Annotated in this window: 10 protein-coding genes, 1 tRNA gene and 1 pseudogene; 4 read left to right on the top strand and 8 right to left on the bottom strand. The window is 67.6% G+C overall.

What is annotated here, in order from left to right; all coding sequences use genetic code 11:
• Positions 1–6 precede the first annotated feature (6 nt).
• Positions 7–4,443 (bottom strand): MupA/Atu3671 family FMN-dependent luciferase-like monooxygenase, encoded by a 4,437-nt coding sequence (locus GGQ61_RS11415; protein ID WP_183772687.1) that lies wholly within the window; start codon positions 4,441–4,443, stop codon positions 7–9.
• 401 nt (positions 4,444–4,844) lie between these two features.
• On the opposite strand from GGQ61_RS11415, the gene GGQ61_RS11410 reads away from it, so the two are divergent.
• Positions 4,845–5,402 carry a 4'-phosphopantetheinyl transferase superfamily protein gene (locus GGQ61_RS11410; protein WP_183772685.1) on the top strand — a complete coding sequence of 186 codons (558 nt, stop codon included), beginning with the start codon at positions 4,845–4,847 and terminating at the stop codon, positions 5,400–5,402.
• A gap of 96 nt (positions 5,403–5,498) precedes the next feature.
• Here GGQ61_RS11410 and GGQ61_RS11405 read toward each other — a convergent pair.
• A tRNA-Gly gene (locus GGQ61_RS11405) sits at positions 5,499–5,573 on the bottom strand.
• Positions 5,574–5,894: 321 nt separating this feature from the next.
• Here GGQ61_RS11405 and GGQ61_RS11400 point away from each other — a divergent pair.
• Both GGQ61_RS11400 and GGQ61_RS11395 read left to right on the top strand, forming a co-directional pair.
• Positions 5,895–6,419, top strand: a complete 525-nt coding sequence (locus GGQ61_RS11400) for an FxDxF family PEP-CTERM protein (protein ID WP_183772683.1) — start codon at positions 5,895–5,897, stop codon at positions 6,417–6,419.
• Positions 6,420–6,534: 115 nt separating this feature from the next.
• Positions 6,535–7,125 (top strand): HD domain-containing protein, encoded by a 591-nt coding sequence (locus GGQ61_RS11395; RefSeq protein ID WP_183772681.1) that lies wholly within the window; start codon positions 6,535–6,537, stop codon positions 7,123–7,125.
• Positions 7,126–7,258: 133 nt separating this feature from the next.
• Here GGQ61_RS11395 and phoB read toward each other — a convergent pair whose 3' ends face one another.
• The 5 genes and pseudogenes from phoB to pstC all read right to left on the bottom strand — a co-directional run bounded on the left by phoB (position 7,259) and on the right by pstC (position 12,277).
• Positions 7,259–7,951 (bottom strand): phosphate regulon transcriptional regulator PhoB, encoded by a 693-nt coding sequence (gene phoB, locus GGQ61_RS11390; RefSeq protein WP_183772679.1) that lies wholly within the window; start codon positions 7,949–7,951, stop codon positions 7,259–7,261.
• Positions 7,952–7,963: 12 nt separating this feature from the next.
• Positions 7,964–8,659, bottom strand: coding sequence for a phosphate signaling complex protein PhoU (gene phoU / locus GGQ61_RS11385; protein WP_183772677.1), 696 nt, complete (start codon positions 8,657–8,659; stop codon positions 7,964–7,966).
• Positions 8,660–8,669: 10 nt separating this feature from the next.
• Positions 8,670–9,505: pseudogene (gene pstB, locus GGQ61_RS11380) on the bottom strand (phosphate ABC transporter ATP-binding protein PstB).
• A gap of 44 nt (positions 9,506–9,549) precedes the next feature.
• Entirely contained in the window at positions 9,550–10,842 is a 1,293-nt protein-coding gene (pstA, locus tag GGQ61_RS11375; protein ID WP_183772673.1) for a phosphate ABC transporter permease PstA, read from the bottom strand.
• Positions 10,835–12,277 carry a phosphate ABC transporter permease subunit PstC gene (gene pstC / locus GGQ61_RS11370; RefSeq protein ID WP_183772671.1) on the bottom strand — a complete coding sequence of 481 codons (1,443 nt, stop codon included), beginning with the start codon at positions 12,275–12,277 and terminating at the stop codon, positions 10,835–10,837. The genes pstA and pstC overlap by 8 nt, the downstream gene beginning before the upstream one ends.
• Before the next feature lie 244 nt (positions 12,278–12,521).
• On the opposite strand from pstC, the gene GGQ61_RS11365 reads away from it, so the two are divergent.
• The gene (locus GGQ61_RS11365; protein ID WP_183772669.1) at positions 12,522–14,954 is read left to right on the top strand and encodes a TonB-dependent receptor; all 2,433 of its coding nucleotides are present in this window, start codon (positions 12,522–12,524) and stop codon (positions 14,952–14,954) included.
• A 59-nt stretch (positions 14,955–15,013) separates the two neighbouring features.
• Here GGQ61_RS11365 and GGQ61_RS11360 read toward each other — a convergent pair whose 3' ends face one another.
• Entirely contained in the window at positions 15,014–16,417 is a 1,404-nt protein-coding gene (locus GGQ61_RS11360) for an ATP-binding protein (protein WP_246370811.1), read from the bottom strand.
• Positions 16,418–16,541: the final 124 nt, after the last annotated feature.

Below are 16,541 nucleotides of genomic sequence, written 5' to 3'. Positions count from 1 at the left end.
CCGATCCTACCTGCGACCCATTCTGGCCAGCCTTGCGGCGGCGCGGGCCGCGCCGCGGTCGGCGGCGGAGTTGGCCGGGGCGGCGTCGCTCGAGAGGTGCGCGGCGATCGCGCGGACCGTCGGGAACCGGAAGATGTCGGTGATGGCGATGTCGCGGGCCAGATGCTGCTTCATGCGTCGCTGCACCTGCACAGCCAGCAGGGAGTGCGCGCCGAGATCGAAGACGTTCTCGGTGACGGAGATCTCCTCGAGGCCGAGCGCGTCGCGCCAGATCGCCGCCACCGCCGATTCCATGTCGCCCGCGGCGGCAACCATTTCGCCCCGTTCGGAGGCGGCCTTGGGAAGCGGCAGGGCCTTGCGATCGATCTTGCCGTTCGGCGTCATCGGCATCCGCTCAAGGATGACGATCTGCGAGGGCCGCATGAACTCCGGCAGCTTGTCGGCCAGCCGCGCCCGCAGGTCGCGCTCGCTGGGCGGCGTGTCGCCCGGCGTGACGTAGGCGAGGAGCCGCACGTCGTTCTCGCCGAACTCGGCCATCTTGACCGCAACCTGGCGGACCGTACCCGACTCGGCGATCACCGCCTCGATCTCGCCAAGCTCGATGCGGTGGCCGCGGACCTTCACCTGGTTGTCGGTCCGGCCCAGGAAATCCAGCGCGCCGTCGCGCTGCATCCGCACCAGATCGCCGGTCCGATACCAGCGCTGGCCGTCACGTTCGACGAAGCGTTCGGCCGTCAGTTCGGGCCGCCGCCAATAGCCGCGCGATACGCCGGCGCCGGCGATCCACAGTTCGCCTTCGACCTGACGCGGGGCGACCTGGCCGCCGGGTGCGCGCACGCTCAGGTCGGTATTGGCGATCGGCTCGCCGAGCGGCACCCGCTCGCCCACCGCGTCGAGCCTGGCGACCGACGACCAGATCGTCGTCTCGGTGGGCCCGTACATGTTGAGCAGCTGCCCGGAGAAGCCGGCCCGCAGCTCGCGTGCGAGGTCCGGCGGCAGCGCCTCGCCGCCGACCATCAGGCATTCGAGCTGCTGCAGCGCCCGTCGGCCCGCCGCGTCGGCGGCGAGATAGGCGGCCATCGACGGCGTGCACTGCAGGTGGGTGACGCCGTTCTGCAGAATGTCCTCGGCCACCGAACTCTTGTGGCCGACCCCTCCATCCTTTTCGAGCTCGCTCATCAGCGTGCGGATGTGCTTGAGGTTGGCCAGCACGGTCTCGGACTCGATGCCGAAGTCGATCAGACAGGCGATCTCATCGACCCCCGCCGCCGTCACCTCGCGCACGATGTCCTTGGCGGTCTCCGGCGTGCCGAACAGGCCGGACTGGCGGTAGTACCGCTCGAAGGCGTGATCCAGCAGCGCGTCGAGTTCTTCCGGCGTCAGGTCCTGGCTCTCGAGGATATCCTGCGGGCTGCCGCCCGCGGCCTCGGCGCGCGAGACGAAGGTCGGGAAAGTCCACGAGGCGCGGCGCACCAGGTCGACGGCGCTGTTCAGGTAGGACTTCATCGGCTGGCGCGCGGTCGCCAGCACGGTTTCCTCGTCTTCAGAGACGAAGGTGTGGAGCATCAGCACGACGTGGCCGGGGCCATCGAAGCCCGCCTCGGCGCGGGCCTGCCGGTAGCCGCCGATCTTCGCCTTGAGCTCCTCGATCGACTGGCCGAGCAGGTGGGTGAGCACCCCGCACCCGAGGCGACCGGCCTCGGCGAAGGTTTCGATATTGCCTGCCGCGGTGATCCAGACGGGAATTTCCTTCTGCACCGGGCGCGGATGGATGTTCACGGCGACCGGCTTGCCGTCAGGGCCCGGAAATTCCATCGCCTCGCCCGCCCACAGCCGGCGAAGCGTCTCCACGGTTCCGAGCGCGATTGACTTGCGGTCGGCGAAGTTCTCGGGCCGGAGGATGAAGTCGTTCGGCTGCCAGCCCGAGGCGATCGCGATGCCGACCCGACCGCCGGATAGGTTGTCGACCAGGGCCCAGCTTTCGGCGATCGACACCGGATGATGCAGCGGGGCCACGACTGAGCCGGCCCGCAGCTTGACGTTCTTGGTCATGCCGGCCAGGGCGGCCGAACTGATCGCCGGGCTGGGATAGAGGCCGCCGAACTCGTGGAAGTGGCGTTCCGGCGTCCAGATCGCTTCGAAGCCGTTCTCATCGGCGAAGCGCGCGCCCTCGAACAGGACGCGGTAGCTGTCGGCCCCGCCCGACTGGGCGGCGAAATAGAACAGCGAGAAGGCCGGCAGGTCGGCCTGGCCGCCGCCGCCCTGCAGCACGATGGTCGCCCCGCGGGTCAGCGTCCACAGGAGTTCGAGCACCGAGATGTCGAACGACATCGAGGTGACCGCCAGCAGCCGCGCGCCCCGTTCGAGCGGCACGACGCGATCCATGCCCGCGAAGAAGTTGGTGACGTTGCGATGCTCGATCATCACGCCCTTCGGCCGGCCCGTCGAACCGGACGTGTAGATCAGGTAGGCCAGGTCGCCGGGCGCGCCCTGCACGGCGGGCAGGTCCTGCTCGGCCGTATGAGAAACCACGCGCGCCGGATCGAGGAAGCCGGGCAGCGCCGCGCCGGTGTCCGCCACCACCAGCGCGGCGGCGGAATCCTCGAGCATGAAGGCGATCCGGTCGGCCGGATAGGACGGGTCGAGCGGCAGATAGGCCGCGCCGGTCTTGAGAACGGCCAGGATCGAGACTACCAGGTCGACGCTGCGGCCAAGATAGAGCCCGACCACCGAGCCGGCCCGCGCGCCGCGCGCGGCCAGGGCGCCGGCCAGGCGGGTCGCCCGCGCCTCAAGCTCGCCGTAGGTCAGCTTGCGGCCGCCATCCTCGACGGCGATGGCGTCTGAAATTTCGCGCGCCATGGCGGCGATCAGGGCGTGGATCGTGGCCGGGTTCTGGCCCGGTCCGGCGGCGGAGGACGCCGAGACGTCGCCGCCCAGCGGCAGGGCGGCCAATTGGGCCTGCGGGGCGCCGAGGAATGCGTTGCAGAAGGTGCTGAAGTCGGCCGCCATCGCGCCGAGGACATCGGGCGCATGCAGGCCGGCGCGAACGCTGATCGCCGGCGGATCGACGCTGAGCGTCAGGTCGGCGCCGGGCGCGTTTGGTTGGCCGGCGACCACCACGGCCAAGGCCGCGAGCGCCGCTTGAACGGCTGCCTGGCCCTCCAGCCGCAAGGGCAGGTCGGCGGCCATCGGAGCCTCTGCCTGCGCCCGCGCCAAGGCCTGCGCAAAGGCGGCGAGCGCCGACTGCGCCGTGCCGGCGGGGTCGAGATCCACCGTGAGCGGAAACCGGCGCGACAAGGCCGGGCCGGCCGCTGCGGCCTCCATCGCCAGCGTCACGCGTGCCTGGCCGGTCAGCGCGACCAGCCAGGCGGCCCAGGCCGCGCCGAGGGCTTGCGGCGACACCTGGCCGACAGCGAGCGCGGCCTGCCCCGGCCCCGCGGCATGGTCGCGAGGGAACGGTGGAAGCAGCGGGTTGGCGTTTTCGAGGACGTCTTCCCAGAAGCCTTCGGAGGCGCCGACGCCGCGCAGCATCGAAGCCTCGAGCGCGGCCGGCGCCGGCAGCACCGCGCCCACCGCCACGCCGAGCGTCATGGGATCGAGCGCCTCGCCGGCCATGCCCGACAGGCCGCTCAGCACGATCGCGCCGTCGCCGGCCATTACGGTGATCGAGGTCTCGTCCAGGGCTAGGACCTGACCGGGCTCGCCCCGGCCCTCCCCGGCCCGATCAAGCTTGCGGACCGCCACGAGCCGCTCGCCCAGCAGCAGCTTGGGCAATCCCAGGGCGTTGCGGCGGGCGCCGAAATCCAGCGCCCGAACCGTCCGGCCAAGCTCGGCAGCCGGTCGCCTGAAGTCCAGAATTCCGAAATGCGCCGGACGTTTGGCGCGCCCGTACCAGCCGCGCACGCCGCTGAGCGGCGTGGCCTCCAGCCGCCCGGCGGCGAGATCGGTCAGCAGCTCACGGAAGGATTCCTCGCCCGCCTCGTAGCAGCGGAGGTTGAGGCTGAACGTCGTCTCGTTCGGCGCAATCGCAAAGCGGCGGGACTTGAGCACGCGGCCCGCATCGACCGCCGCAAGCATCTCGTGCCACGTCACGGCGTGCTCGTCCGCGCCTTCGAGGATCGCCCAGGCCGGCGTGTTCAGCCCCCCCCGTTCGGGAAGCGGACCATCGTGGAAGTTGATCGCCATCACCCGCGCGGCGGCCAGGGCGTCGGGGCCCAGCACCGAGAGGTTCGCCACGCTGAAAAGGTAGTCGGCTCCGCCCGGCCGCAGGTCCGGCTTGGCGGGAACCCCCAGCAGGGCGTGACCCTGCTCCTGGGCCCAGGCGATGATCTGCGGCGCCGTGGACGCCACCCCCGCCACCTGCCCGCCTGTCTCCAGGAACGCCTCCGCGCAGCGGATGAGAAGCGTGCCATCCCCAACAAAGTAGGCGTTTGGTCTCGACATGTGGAACCGCCCAAGGTTCGGCCGTTCTGGCCGACAAGGATTTCCTGCGACAGGAAGCTTATCTAGCTACATACTGAAAAGACTAGCTAGTGCGATGCCTAGGACGCAGCGCGAATGTTACCCGCGTAACAAATTTTTTGCAGTTGAATTTCGACAACGAACTAAGAACAGATATGGGTTAATTAAAGACTTCCGAAGCCCCTGCACGTCTAAATGAATCCTGTTGACGGAGAGGCTGGGCGCGGTCAGCTGACGACGATAGGGGGAGCAGCGTCATTCTGGATTTGATCCAAATTGATCTTTCCGGCCCGGCCACGACGGGGCTTGCAGCTTGCCTTTCGCCAGACGAGCTCGCCAGAGCTCAGTCCTTTCATTTCGATCACCTGCGGCGGCGCTATGTCGTGGCGCACGCCGCGCTGCGAAGCGTTCTGGCCGGCTATCTGACCCGCCCCCCTTCCGAGGTGACGTTCGTCGTAAACGACTGGGGTAAACTCAGCGTCCCGGGCGGGCCTTACTTCAGCCTGGCGCATTCGGACGATCTAGCTGTGATCGCGGTGGACCCCGAGCGTGAGGTCGGCATCGACCTGGAGACCGGATCAATCGGCCTGACCCGCGATGAGGTGACCCACGTCCTCTCGCCCGACGAGCTGGCGGACCCGCGCGAACGCGACCTGGCGCAAGCCGATCTCCTGCGGCTCTGGGTCCGCAAGGAAGCCATCCTGAAATCGCTCGGCAAGGGCGTCGCTTATGACCCGCAGCGCGTAACGGTCGGGTTCCATTCGGTGGACTTCGACCGATGGCGGGAGGTCTCGACCGTCGATGACGGCGCGCGGCACAATTTTCACATGCTCGACATCCGCATGGAGGGGGTGACCTGCGCCGTCGCGCGGCGAGATCATCCCCTGACCCGCGGCTCCATCGCCCTGCGCAGCTGGAGCCCGACGTCGCAGGCGTTCTGACCCGCGACGCGCTGCTCACGCCCGCAGCGGCGTTCTCCGCGTCGAACGGACAATCGGCGATCACTCCAGAACGCTGATCTTAAGTCTTCGAAAAATTGGAGCGGGCGATGGGATTCGAACCCACGACATTCAGCTTGGGAAGCTGACGCTCTACCCCTGAGCTACGCCCGCACCGGTCGCGCGCCGTTTGGGCGGGGCGGACCAAGGCCTTCCATCTAGCGGTTCCCCGCGCGCGGCTCAAGCGGTGGCGGTCGGTGCATATACATTCCCGCGATGGTCGTGAGGTGCGCGGGAAACGCGCAGAATTATGCCCGTTCCGCGCGCGTCACGCGCGCCATGGTTAAGTCGTTACAATTTTTCATGGTAAATTCTTGCTAAGACTGTTGCGCCAAAAGGTCGCGGCTGGCTAGTTGCGCGCTCCAATAGCGTCGTCCCACAGAGCACAATTTTAGGTCGTGATCAGGCTTGGCGCACAGTAAGCTGGAGTACCCTATGAAGAAGCTGTTTGTCGGGGCCGCACTCGCCGTCTCGATGTTGGCCGCCGCTCCGGCCGCCAACGCCGCGCAATACGTCAACCTGACCGCCCCGGCCGCTGACGGCTCGATCACCGGCGTGTTCGGGGACACTGCCGTCGCTGGCGGCGACTTCTCGCACGTGTTCGACTTCGTCTTCCCGACCAACGGCGCCGGCGGCGCGACCATCAGCTCGATCCTTACCCTGGGCGCCCCCTCGACCAACATCAACTTCTCCTCGGTGAAGCTGAACGGCGTCGCGCTGGACCTGGTCTCGGAAGGCAACGTGGAATTCCGCTCGCTCTTCAATCTGCCGATCACGGCCGGCGCGCAGAAGCTGGAAGTGTTCGGCTGGAGCGGCGGCAACGGCTCGTACAGCGGCACTCTGACCTTCGGCTCGGCGGTTCCGGAACCGGCCACCTGGGCTATGATGATCATCGGCTTCACGGGCGCCGGCGTCGCGATCCGCGCCAACCGTCGCAAGGGCGCGCTGGCCACCGCCTAAGCCCTGACGACAAGACCGCATTCGGACCCGCCCGCCCCGCGCCGGCGGGTCCTTTTGTTTTGACGCCCCCTTCAGACCGCCGCACGATGGCGCAAACAACGAGAGGGAGGCCGCCATGGCCGACGGCGAGATCCAGGCGAAGGCGCAATTCACGGCCATGACCGAGGGCACCCAGGACGACTGGATGGCCATCATGAAGGCCGCCGGCCCGTTCAACCGCACCCTGCCCGACCGGCTGATCGGCCATCTGAAGATGCTGCAGGGCGACGACGGCGGCTATCCGGTCGACCGGCTGGAGCATTCGCTGCAGACCGCGACCCGCGCCTTCAAGGACGGCCGCGACGAGGAATACGTGGTCTGTGCGCTGATGCACGACATCGGCGACATCTTGGGCCCGGCCAACCACGCCGAGATCGGCGCCGTGATCATGAAGCCGTACGTGTCGGAGCGGAACCACTGGATGCTCGACAAGCACGGCATCTTCCAGGGCTACTACTTCTTCCACCACCTGGGCCTGGACCGCGACATGCGCGAGCAGTTCCGCGGCCATCCGGACTTCGAATACACCGCGCAGTTCTGCCACCTGTACGACCAGAACAGCTTCGATCCGGCCTACGAGTCGATGCCGCTGGAGGCCTTCGAGCCGATGCTGCGTCGGGTGATGGAGCGGCCGAAGCGATCGATCTACAAGCGTGACGACGCGTAGGAGTTAGATCCTCCCCCACTGGGGGAGGTGGCGCGCGAAGCCGACGGAGAAAGACCGCTCTCGAGCGTTCTTGAAGCAAGATTCCCCCGTCAGCCATTCGGCTGAAAGCTCCCCCAGAGGGGGAGCAACGAAGTCAGGCGTCCATGTCCAGCGAATAGCCGGCAGAGCGGACGGTACGGATCGGGTCGACCATCGTCTCTTCCTTGTTGAGCGCCTTGCGCAGGCGCCCGACGTGGACGTCGACGGTGCGGGCCTCGACATAGACGTCCGAGCCCCAGACCGCGTCGAGCAGCTGTTCGCGGCTGAACACCCGGCCTGGGTGCTGCATCAGATAGTCGAGCAGGCGGAACTCGGTCGGACCGAGGTGGATTTCCTTGCCCGCCCGCTTCACCCGGTGGGCCACGCGGTCGATCGTCAGGTCGCCGATGTGCACGCGATCCTCGGCCAGGCCCGGACGGATGCGGCGCAGCACCGCGCGGATGCGGGCCGACAGCTCGCTCATCGCGAACGGCTTGACGATGTAGTCGTCGGCCCCGGTGTCGAGGCCGCGGATCCGGTCGCTCTCCTCCCCGCGGGCGGTGAGCATGATGATCGGCACGTTGCGGCTTTCCGAGCGCTGGCGCAGGCGCCGGCACACCTCGATCCCGGAGATCTTCGGCAGCATCCAGTCGAGAATGATGATGTCCGGCAGACGCTCGGACACCAGGGTCAGGGCCTCCTCGCCGTCGGCGGCCACGACGACGTCGTAACCTTCCTTGTCGAGGTTGTATTGCAGCAGGGTCGAGAGGGCGTCTTCGTCCTCGACCACCAGAATGAAGGGCGTCAAGTCAGCAGGCTCCTAGGCGCTTAGCGCGTCGGTCTTGGGCCGGTCGGCGGAGATCATCTCCTCGCCGGTGATTTCGTAGTGGATGATCTCGGCGATGTTGGTGGCGTGGTCGCCGATGCGCTCGAGGTTCTTGGCGACGAACAGTAGGTGGGCGCAGGCGGTGATCGTGCGCGGGTCGCCCATCATGTAGGTCAGCAGCTCGCGGAACAGGCTGTTGTAGTGCTCGTCGACCTCGTCGTCGCGCGACCAGACGGCCAGGGCGCGGTCGAGGTCCGAGCCGGTGTAGGCGTCCAGCACGTCCTTCAGGCGGCCCGCCACCAAGCGGCCCATCCGCTCGATGGAGCGGGTCAGCGGGCTGATCGGCTCGGCCTCGTTGAGGATCATGGTCCGCTTGGCGATGTTCTTGGCGAGATCCCCGCAGCGCTCGAGGTTCGAGGCGATCTTCATCGCCGCGACGGTCTTGCGCAGGTCGTTGGCCATCGGCTGGCGCAGGGCGATCAGGCGGATCGCCTTGCGCTCGATGTCGGCCTCCAGCAGGTCCAGCCGCTCGTCGCGGCCGACGACAGACTCGGCCAGCGCCTGGTCTCGTTTGACCACCGCGTCGAGGGCGTCGCCGACCTGGGCCTCGGTGAGCCCGCCCATCCGCGCGCAATCGGCGGTGAGGGTGTTCAGTTCGTCTTCGTAGGATTTGACGATGTGCTCGTTCATGTCCGTGCCCCTAGCCGAAGCGGCCGGTGATGTAGTCCTGGGTGCGGCTGTCGCGCGGGTTGGTGAAGATCTCGCCGGTGGGTCCGGCCTCCACCAGCTTGCCCAGATGGAAGAAGGCGGTCTTCTGCGACACCCGCGCGGCCTGGGCCATCGAATGGGTGACGATGACGATGCAGTATTGGTTGCGCAGCTCGTCGATCAGTTCCTCGATGCGCGCGGTGGCGATCGGGTCGAGGGCCGAGCACGGCTCGTCCATGAGGATCACTTCGGGCGAAACGGCGATGGCGCGGGCGATCACCAGGCGCTGCTGCTGGCCGCCCGACAGGCCGGTGCCCGGCTGGTGAAGGCGGTCGGCGACCTCGGCCCAGAGGCCCGCGCGCTTCAGCGAGGATTCGACGATGGCTTCCAGCTCGGCCTTGCCGGTGGCGATGCCGTGGATGCGCGGACCGTAAGCGACGTTCTCGAAGATCGTCTTGGGGAACGGGTTCGGCTTCTGGAACACCATGCCGACGCGGGCGCGCAGCACCACCGGGTCGATGGAGCGGTCGTTGACGTCCTCGCCATCCAGTTCGATGCGGCCGGTCACCTTGGCGCCCGGAATTGTGTCGTTCATCCGGTTGATGGAGCGCAGGAAGGTCGACTTCCCGCAGCCCGACGGCCCGATCAGGGCGGTGACGGAGTTCTCCGGCACGTCGAGCGACACGTCGAACAGCGCCTGCTTCTCGCCGTAGAAGACGCTGACGTCGCGGGCGCGGATCTTGATCGGCGCGTCGGGCAGGGCCGCGTGGCCGCGGTCTACGGCGATGTGGACAGGGGCGGCGGCTGTATCGTGAGCCATGGCGTCATCTCGCTGGCTGGGCATGGAAAACCTCGGGATCAGGCGCATCGCGTCACCACCGCCGCTCGAAGCGGCGCCGAACTAGGATGGCGGCCAGGTTCATGACGATCATGAAGACCAGCAGCACGATGATGGCGGCGGCGGTGCGTTCATGGAAGCCGCGCTCTGACGCGTTCTCCCAGATGAACACCTGAACAGGCAGGACGGTGGCGGCGCCGGTGAAACCTTCCGGCACGCCAGGCACGAACGAGACCATGCCGATCATCAGCAGCGGAGCGGTCTCGCCCAGAGCGTGGGCCAGCGACAGGATCGAGCCGGTCATCACGCCGGGCATGGCCAGCGGCAGCACGTGGTGGAACACAGTCTGGGTGCGAGAAGCGCCGACCCCGAGCGCAGCTTCGCGGATCGAGGGCGGCACGGCCTTGAGCGCCGAGCGGGTCGCGATGATCACGGTCGGCAGCGACATCAGCGCCAGCACCAGGCCGCCGACCAGCGGCGAGGAGCGCGGCACCGCCAGCCAGTTGATGAACACCGCCAGGCCGAGCAGGCCGTAGACGATCGAAGGCACGGCCGCGAGGTTGTTGATGTTGACCTCGATCAGGTCGGTCCAGCGGTTCTTCGGCGCGAACTCCTCCAGATATGTCGCGGCCAGCACTCCGATCGGGATCGCCAGGGTGGCGGTGACCAGCAGCATCATCAGCGAGCCGACGATGGCGCCCAGAACCCCGGCCTGTTCCGGCTCGGTCGAGTCCGAGCGGGTCAGGAAGCCGGTGTTGAAGCCGGAGCTGACCGCGCCGGAGGCCTTCAGCTTGTCCATCCAATCGAGCTGCTGGTTGTCGAGCTTGCGCTCGTCCTCGGGCGTGGAGCGCTTGATCTGGCCCTTGAAGTACAGGGCGGCGTCGGACTTCACCGGGCCGGTGACGGTCACGGTCCTACCGATCAGGCTCGGATCCTCGCGCACCATCTTCAGCAGCTGGAAGCCGAGGTCGTTGGACATGATCTCCATGACCTTGCCCGACTTGTTCCCGAACTCGTCGTCGGTCTCGCCCAGCTCGGCCAGCACAGAATTGGCGACCATCATGTCGTAGTTGGCGCCGGTCGGATCGGCCTTGTCGATCTTGCTGGCGTCCAGGTGGACCGGCACGGTGAGCTGGTAGTCGACGAAGGTCGAGTAGCCCTGGGTCACGATCCGGCCGAGCAGGATCGCAAGGAAGGAAAGCGCGACCACGATGGCCAGGCGGCCATAGAGGCGGAAACGCATTTCCTGGGCGTGGCGCTTCTTCAGCCGCGCCTCGACGGTCTGGCGCAGGCTGTTCGCGGGGGGCGTCAGGGCGGCGTCAGTCATACTGTTCCCGGTATTTCTGCACGATGCGCAGGGCGACGATGTTCAGCATCAGCGTCACCGCGAAGAGGGTGAGGCCGAGGCCGAAGGCCGACAGGGTCTTGGGGCTGTCGAACTCCTGGTCGCCGGTGAGGAGGGTCACGATCTGGACGGTCACGGTGGTGACGGTGTCCAGCGGATTGAGGGTCATGCGGGCCTGCAGGCCCGCCGCCATGGTGACGATCATGGTCTCGCCGACGGCGCGGGAGACGGCCAGCAGCAGGGCGGCCATGATCCCCGGCAGGGCGGCGGGCAGCACCACCTTCTTGACCGTTTCGGAGCGGGTCGCGCCCATGGCCAGGCTGCCGTCGCGCAGCGATTGCGGCACGGCGTTGATAATGTCGTCGCTGAGCGAGGAGACGAACGGGATCAGCATGATCCCCATCACCGCGCCGGCGACCAGGGCCATCTGGTTCTGCACCTGCATCAGGTACTGGGCGAGGCCATCGAAGCTGCCGCCGACGAGCTGGGCGCCGATCCAGTTGAAGAACGAGCGGAACAGCGGCCCCACCGTCAGGGCGGCGAAGAAGCCGTAGACCACGGTCGGCACGCCGGCGAGGATCTCCAGCAGCGGCTTGACCACCGAGCGCGTCCAGGGGCTGGCGTACTCCGAGAGGTAGATCGCCGAGAACAGGCCGATCGGGGCGGCGACCAGCATGGCGATGAGCATGATCAGGAAGGTGCCGACGAAGAGCGGCACGGCCCCGAAGGCGCCGGCGCCGGCGAACTGGTCGGCGCGCATGGCGATCTGCGGGTTCCATTCGGTGCCGAACAGGAACTCGTGGATCGGCACGGCCTGGAAGAAGCGCCAGCTTTCCCAGACCAGCGAGGCGATGATCCCCGCGGTCGTGAGAATGGCCGTCACCGAGCAGACGATAAACAGGCCCGCGACCCAGCCCTCGACCTTGTTGCGCGCGCGGAACTGCGGGGAGATGCGCGGATAGGCGATGAAGGCGCCGGCCAGCGCGAGGATCGCGCCGAGGCCGATTGAGCCGTACTGGATCAGACCGGTAAGCTGTTGCGACTTGGCGGCCTTGTCCTCGAGCGCCGTCTTCAGCGCGCCGTCGTAGACGGTCTCGCTAGGCATGCCGCCGCGGGCGATGGCGCGCGCGTCGTCGTAGAAGACGTCCTGTTGCGGCGCGGTCAGCTCCTGGACCGCGGCCGGGGGATCCGTCCGCAGCAGCCCCTCCTCCAGCCGTCCGCCGAACATTGCGAACAGCAGGATAAGCAGGGCGGCGGGCACGCCGACCCACAGGGCCGCGTAGCTGCCGTAGTAGCCAGGAAGCGAGTGAAGCTGCGCGGGCTTGCCGCCGGCGGCGGCCACCGCGCGGCGGCGCCCGGCCATGTACGTGGCCAGCGAGAACAGCAGCAGCGCTGTCAGGGCGATCCAGGTGAGCATCGAAGGTCCATGCCGTTGCGCGAGCCGGACAAACGAGCGGCTGATCGCCCCTCTGCCCGCCCGGGCTGGAAACTGCCCGCCTTATGCTGTCGGGCTGCGACAGTTCGATGACAGTTTCATTACGATGTGCGGCCCCGCCCTATCACATCCGTCAGCTAGGCGCGGTCGCAGGAACTCCCCACCCTCCACCCTGGATAGGCCGCACGCGCACGACAGAGGCGCGGCGCCGGAGGAGGGAAGAGAGATGCCAGGACAATTCAGCCTGCGCGGACTGCTGGCGTTGAGCGTCAGCACGGCCGCGCTGTTTTCGGCCGCGCCCACGGCGGCCCAATCATCGGGCCAGAGCGCCACCGAGATCGAGGCGGTCGTCGTCACCGCCCAGCGCCGGGAAGAGACCGCCAACACCATCGGCATGGGCATCCAGGCCGTCACCGGCGAGACCCTGGAGAAGCTGCACGTCACCAACGTCAAGGACCTGAGCACCTTCGCGCCGAGCTTCAGCGTCTCCCAGAGCTATCAGGGGGTGCCGACCTACACCCTGCGCGGGATCGGCTTCAACACGATCAACATGTCTGCCACCTCGACCGTCGGGACCTATACCGACGAGGTCGCCTACGCCTATCCGATGATGAACACCGGCCCGATCTATGACCTTGAGCGGGTCGAGGTGCTCAAGGGGCCGCAAGGCACGCTCTATGGCCGCAACACCACCGCCGGCCTGATCGACTTCGTGACCCGCAAGCCGACCGAGGACTTCCAAGCGGCGATCACCGGCGAGATCGGCAACTACAAGACACACAACTTCGAGGGCTATGTCAGCGGTCCGATCGCCGACCGCATCCAGGGTCGCCTGGCCTTCCGCACCGAGGACAGCGACGAGGGCTGGCAGATCAGCAACACCCGCGGCGAGCGCCAGGGCGAGGTGCACCGCTATGGCGGCCGCGCCTCGCTGGCGATCCAACCCACCGACACCCTGTCGATCGACGCGTCGCTGACCGCCTGGCGCAACAAGTCCGACACCGTCGCGGCACAGGGCGTCGGCTTCACCCCAGCCACCACCGGCAGCCCGTTCAACGCGCCGGGTCTGGCCGCCTACATCGCCGCCAACGCCCCGACCAAGGCCGACCAGGCCGACTGGGCTCGGCAGTCCGTGCGCGGGGCCGACATCGGCGCCGGGATCGGCATCGGCGGGCCGCTGCGCGAGAACAACGACTTCTACGCCGGCAAGGTGCGGATCGACTGGAATATCGGCGGCGACATGCAGCTGGTCTCGCTGACCAGCTACAACAAGCTCGAGCGCAATGCGAAGTTCGACTGGAGCGGCGCGCCCTACGAGATCCTGATTCAGCACGCCCAGGGCGACATCGAATCCATCGCCCAGGAAATCCACCTGGAAGGCTCCGGCGAGAATTTCTTCTGGCTGGTCGGCGGCTATGTCGCCCGCGACCGCATCCTCGACTCCAACCGCACCCTGTTGGGCCAGAACGCCAACGTCACCCTGATCCGTACGGTCGGCCAGCCGCTGCTGGCGACGCCGTTCAATTCCGGCGGCTACACCTCAGCGCAGCTGAACCAGTCGTTCCGGACCTATCAGGACATCGGCCGCATCGAGACCGACACCTGGAGCCTGTTCGCCAATGGCGACTATCGCATCAACGATCAGTTCAAGCTGACCGCCGGCCTCCGCTACACTCAGGACAAGCAGGACTATGCGGGCTGCTCGCGCGACGTGAACGGCAGCATGCTGCCCAACGTCAACGTCGTGAACCGGGCGCTATTCTTCACCGCCTACGGCATGGTCGCGCCGATCGGGCCGAACGACTGCAACACCTTCGATCCGGCCAAGCGGGCCTTCGGCCTGGTCACCTCGACCCTGGACGAGGACAACGTGGCCTGGCGCGTGGCGCTGGACTGGACGCCGGCCGACGGCGTTCTGGTGTTCGGCTCGATCTCGCGCGGGGCCAAGGCCGGCGCGACGCCGATCAACGCGGCCAATATCTCCACCCAGAACGCGCCGGCGACGCAGGAACTGCTGACCGCCTACGAGGTCGGGGTGAAGGCGGCGCTGTTCGATCGGCGGGTGCAGGCCAATGTCAGCGCGTTTTTCTACGACTACGAGGACAAGCAGCTCAGCGTCTACTTCGCCGACCCGATCTACACCGCCCTGGCGCGGCTCGCGAACGTGCCGGACTCCGAGGCCTACGGGCTGGACGGCGAGGTGACCTGGCGCGCGACGCAGGATCTGACCCTGATCGGCTCGGCCACCTTCCTGCACACCGAGGTCAAGAACTACATCGGCATCAACGCCGCCGGCCAGCCGATGGACTTCGACGGCAAGCCGTTCCTCTACAGCCCGAAGTTCCAGGGCGGTCTGACTGTGCTCTACAGCCGCGACCTGAGTGAGAATCTCGGCCTGCAGGCCGCTCTCGCCGGACGCTACCAGTCCAAGTCGCACGCCGACCTGGAAGGCGACCCGCGCTTCGTCATCGAGGATTACGGCGTGCTCAACGCCAGCCTCGGCGTGCACGCGCTGGACGACCGCTGGGAGCTGTCGCTCTGGGGCCGCAACCTGACCGACGAGTATTACTGGAGCGCGGTCAGCAGCAACGCCAACGTCGTGGTCCGCTTCCCGGGCCAGACCCGCACCTATGGGGCGTCGCTGACCTTCAAATTCTAGAAGCCGACTTTCCCTGCCAACTGATCCCCGGGCCACGCCCGGGGACTTTTGTGTCCGCCTCAGGCCGCAGCGGGCTCCTCGGCCTTCACCATCGGGAAGTAGGCGGTGAAGGTCGCGCCTTCGCCCTGCACGCTCTCGACGGTCAGCCCGCCGCGGTGGCGATTGACGATGTGCTTGACGATGGCCAGGCCAAGGCCCGTCCCCGAGCGCTCGCCGCTCTTCTGGCCCTCGACGCGGTAGAAGCGCTCGGTCAGCCGCGGCAGATGCTCGCGCGCCAGGCCGACGCCGGCGTCCGACACCCGCAGCGCCGCATAGAGGTCCGAGGCCCGATCAGGGGTCAGCAACGAGAAGCGGGCCGCGCGCGGATCGCCGACCGCGGCCGCGGCGCTGGCCGAGACGCCGCTGCGCAGCGAGATCCGCACGGCTTGGCCCTGCGGCGTGTACTTGATGGCGTTGTCTACCAGGTTCTGGATCACCTGGATGATCTGGTCGCGGTCGCCGGCGATCATCACCGAGCCGCGGCCGGGAAGGTCGACGGGCTCGAGACGCACGCCGCGGTCGCGCGCCACCGGGCCCAGCGAATCCAGCACATCCATGACCGCCATGATCAGGTCGACCTCGCCGTGCGGAGCGATGTGCTCGTTGAGCTCGATGCGGCTCAGCGACAGCAGGTCGTCGATCAGCCGCGACATCCGCTCGGCCTGGGCCTGCATGATCGACAGGAACTTCGCGCGCGCGCCGGGGTCGTCTTTGGCGTGGCCGCGCAGGGTCTCGATGAAGCCGGCCAGCGAAGCCAGCGGCGTGCGCAGTTCATGGCTGGCGTTGGCCAGGAAATCGGCCCGCGTGCGCTCGGCCCGGCGGATGTCGGTTTCGTCGCGCAGCACCAGCAGGGCCAGCGGCGCGCCGTCCGCTGCCTGGCCGACAGGCTTGGCGATGGCCCGCATGACGCGTTCCTGGGCGCCGCCCATCTCGTAGACGGCCTCGGCGACGGTCTGCTCGAACAGCGCCTTGTCGACCGCTTCGAGCACGTCGGGATCACGGATCACTGTCACAAGCATCCCTGCGTCATATTGTACGCGGAGGGTTTCCCGGGCGGCGGCGTTAACCAGCACGAAACGCCGCCCTGTGAGGTCATCTGGCTCATGGGCGGCAATCACCAGCACCGGATCCGGCAAGGCGTCGATCAAGCTCGCATAGGGCGGCGCGTCCTCGTGGGTGGCGCGTTCGAACGCGCTGGCGGCGGGGGCGGCGACGCCGACCCGCTCGGCCACGTGCCAAGCCGCCAGCCCGGTGACGCCACAGACCACCAGCAGCATCCATGAGACCGCCTGCGCGTCAGCGCCGACCAGCAGCGCAAAGCCGAGGATGGCGAACACGCCCGCGGCGCCGGCCGTCAGGACAGGACCGACCGAGCCGAGCCAGGTCGGGAAAGCTGACCGCGAAGACGACGGCGGAAGCGCCAAGGCGAATCGATCCTGCAACACCACGAACAACGAAGCCCGACCCTTATGTCATCGGGATGACAGCGACCCAAGCGCGAGGCCGCGGCAGATACGCGCTGTCAGGAATTCTGCGACCGCTTCAAGT

Source organism: Phenylobacterium haematophilum (assembly GCF_014196295.1).
GTDB classification, from domain to species: domain Bacteria; phylum Pseudomonadota; class Alphaproteobacteria; order Caulobacterales; family Caulobacteraceae; genus Phenylobacterium; species Phenylobacterium haematophilum.
This window is presented reverse-complemented; position numbering and strand designations above follow the sequence as displayed.

Excerpts from the sequence above, each read along its gene's own strand:
- pstA (WP_183772673.1), bottom strand. The coding sequence starts at position 10,842 with ATGACTGACGCCGCCCTGACGCCCCCCGCGAACAGCCTGCGCCAGACC.
- GGQ61_RS11395 (WP_183772681.1), top strand. The coding sequence starts at position 6,535 with ATGGCCGACGGCGAGATCCAGGCGAAGGCGCAATTCACGGCCATGACC.
- GGQ61_RS11400 (WP_183772683.1), top strand. The coding sequence starts at position 5,895 with ATGAAGAAGCTGTTTGTCGGGGCCGCACTCGCCGTCTCGATGTTGGCC.
- GGQ61_RS11365 (WP_183772669.1), top strand. The coding sequence starts at position 12,522 with ATGCCAGGACAATTCAGCCTGCGCGGACTGCTGGCGTTGAGCGTCAGC.
- phoU (WP_183772677.1), bottom strand. The coding sequence starts at position 8,659 with ATGAACGAGCACATCGTCAAATCCTACGAAGACGAACTGAACACCCTC.
- pstC (WP_183772671.1), bottom strand. The coding sequence starts at position 12,277 with ATGCTCACCTGGATCGCCCTGACAGCGCTGCTGCTGTTCTCGCTGGCC.
- GGQ61_RS11415 (WP_183772687.1), bottom strand. The coding sequence starts at position 4,443 with ATGTCGAGACCAAACGCCTACTTTGTTGGGGATGGCACGCTTCTCATC.